The 2,479-nt window shown below is 46.9% G+C and carries 2 protein-coding genes; both read left to right on the top strand.

All coding sequences use genetic code 11. The annotated features are described in order from the left end of the window. Window positions 1-98 precede the first annotated feature (98 nt). Complete coding sequence (locus ACYTXL_RS23140) at window positions 99-1,511, top strand: efflux RND transporter periplasmic adaptor subunit (RefSeq protein ID WP_461926771.1); 1,413 nt, start codon at window positions 99-101, stop codon at window positions 1,509-1,511. 657 nt (window positions 1,512-2,168) lie between these two features. Next, the coding region (locus tag ACYTXL_RS23135; protein ID WP_461926770.1) for an efflux RND transporter permease subunit at window positions 2,169-2,479 on the top strand (311 nt) is incomplete at its 3' end.

Below are 2,479 nucleotides of genomic sequence, written 5' to 3'. Positions count from 1 at the left end.
CCTAAGAGAGCGGCTGTCACAGCTATCCATAGCAGACTTGTCCTAACTATTATGGCAGCCGCTATAACAAATCAAATATTCAGAGAGTTAAATATCTTATGTCACTCGATCGCCCAATTACATCTGTATCTTCCGAGCCAACTACTGATCTGACAAATAGTGCTGCAAACGGCTCTAGTTCAGTCTTAGCACCAGAATCTACCGATCCGATTAGTACTGAGGAAACCGCTTCTAAACCGCCTCCACAGCGCAAGAGATGGCTTTGGGTTATACTGGCGGTTCTGCTGATTGGCGGCGGGGGCTTTGTCGGCTGGCGATTGTTAGGCAACCGCAAAGCCGCGCCACCACAAGCACCGCCTCTCGCGGTTAAGGTGCAAACTGTTGAATCGAGCGAAGTTCAATCTACCTCTGAGTTTGTTGGCACATTAGAAGCCCAGGAGCGCGTTTCGCTTCAGCCGCAAGTTCAAGGACGAGTCGAGCGCATATTTGTAGCCAGTGGCGATCGCGTCACCAAGGGAACGCCGATTCTGTCTTTAAGTTTGGATCAGACTACAGCCAATGTCTCCAGCGCCATTGCTACGGTTAACTCGAATCGTGCGGCTGTAACAACCGCCCAGGCACAGCTGGAAGCGAAACGAGCCGATCAAGTTAAAGCAGCAGCAGATGTGAAATTACAGCAAGTGCAGTTCCAGCGAACCAAGATGCTTGTAACAGAAGGCGCACAGGCGCGACAAGAACTCGATATTGCTAAAAACAACATAGATGCAGCGATCGCTACCCTAAATGCTGCTAAAAAGCAGGTAAATGCAGGCCAAGCAAGTGTCAATCAGGCAGTATCAAACGTCCAGCAAGCCCAGGCTCAAGTTGCCTCAAGTCAAGTAAATTTAAACCAGAAGCAGGTGGTTGCACCACTTGATGGTATCGTTGGCGATTTCTCAGTCAAGATGGGCGATTACGTGAGTACTGGCGGAACCTTGACCACGATTACCAAAAACGATATCCAGGATATGCGAATTTCAGTGCCGTCTAACAATGCTGCTCAATTGCGTCGAGGATTACCTGTGGAGCTACTGGATGTCAACACAGGTAAGCGTTTAAGTACTGGCAGTATTAACTTTATTGCGCCGCAAGTGAGTACAGCTGCCCAATCTATTTTAGTGAAAGCTCGATTTGCTAATTCAAATGGCAAATTGCGGGATGGGCAATATGTTCGCGCTCGGATTATCTGGAGCCAGCAACCGGGGATTTTGATTCCGATTCAAGTGGTGAATCGCATTGGTGGACAGAGTTTTGTCTATTTGGTGGAAGAAGACAAGTCAAAGAAAAAGGTGGTGGAAGAAGATAAGTCCAAGGAAAAGCCGCAATTCGTTGTGCATCAAAAACCTGTGAAGTTGGGTGAGGTGCAAAACGAGCGCTATCCCATTTTAGAGGGAATTAAACCAGGCGATCGCATAGCGGTATCTAACATTCTCAAACTGCGTGATGGCGTACCCGTTCAACCACAACCTTAGAAGTTAATACCAATTTGTAATTCGTAATTAGAGGATGTTTGAAAACTCATGATTAATGTGTCAAATATTTTTTACCCCACCCTAACCCTCCCCTTATAAACCCGGATTTCTCACCACATCTCTCAAAACCTTGTGCTCTTGAGCAGGGGAGCAGGGGAGCAGGGGAGAGATTTGTACAAGTTCTTTCCCCTCTGCCCCTCTGCCCCTCTGCCCCTCTGCATTTCAAGCTTGTGAGAAATGCGGGTAAAGGGGAGCCACTGCGTTGGGCGGCTTTGCCGACTTGTTCGCGCAGCGTCTCCCCTTGGGAGAAGCATGTGGCGTGAGGGAACCGGATTTTATTGTTTCCCCCCTTATAAAGGGGGGATTAAGGGGGGTAATAATTCGATTAAAATCTCAGCCAACCACTTTTCAAACATCCTCTTAGCTCGACTTTATCCATTTTTTTCGTAACGTACTCACCTAAGCTAAAACCTTTGTGGGACGGTAGTTTAGCTTTTTTCACTTCATCGATAATCTTTGACGTGGAAAAAGTATTTGCCAAAAAGCCAGGGTTTTTGCCGGATAAAGAAAACCGAGTTCTTAATTTTGGATAAAGTCGAGCTTAGGACTTTCTCAATCCAAAATCTAAAATCCAAAATCTAAAATCGTATAATCATCATGTCGATCGCAGACACCTTTATCAAGCGACCTGTCTTATCAACGGTTTGCACCCTGCTGATCTTACTAGTCGGTGGCATCTGTATTCCCTTGCTGCCGATTAACAGCTTACCGGAAATTGCGCCGATTCAGGTGCAAACTAGCAGCACCTATATTGGCGCAGATGCCCAAACTGTTGAAGATACCGTATCAACCTTGGTTGAGCGGCAAGTAAACGGGGTTGAGGGGATGCAGTACATGATTTCAACCAGTGGTAATGACGGCTCCAGCACCATTTCAACTCTGTTTGACCCAGGGAGTAACCGTAACAT

It is taken from the genome of Nostoc sp. (genome assembly GCF_054880495.1).
This window is presented reverse-complemented; position numbering and strand designations above follow the sequence as displayed.

Coding starts and splice junctions, on each gene's coding strand:
- ACYTXL_RS23140 (WP_461926771.1), top strand. CDS start 99: ATGTCACTCGATCGCCCAATTACATCTGTATCTTCCGAGCCAACTACT.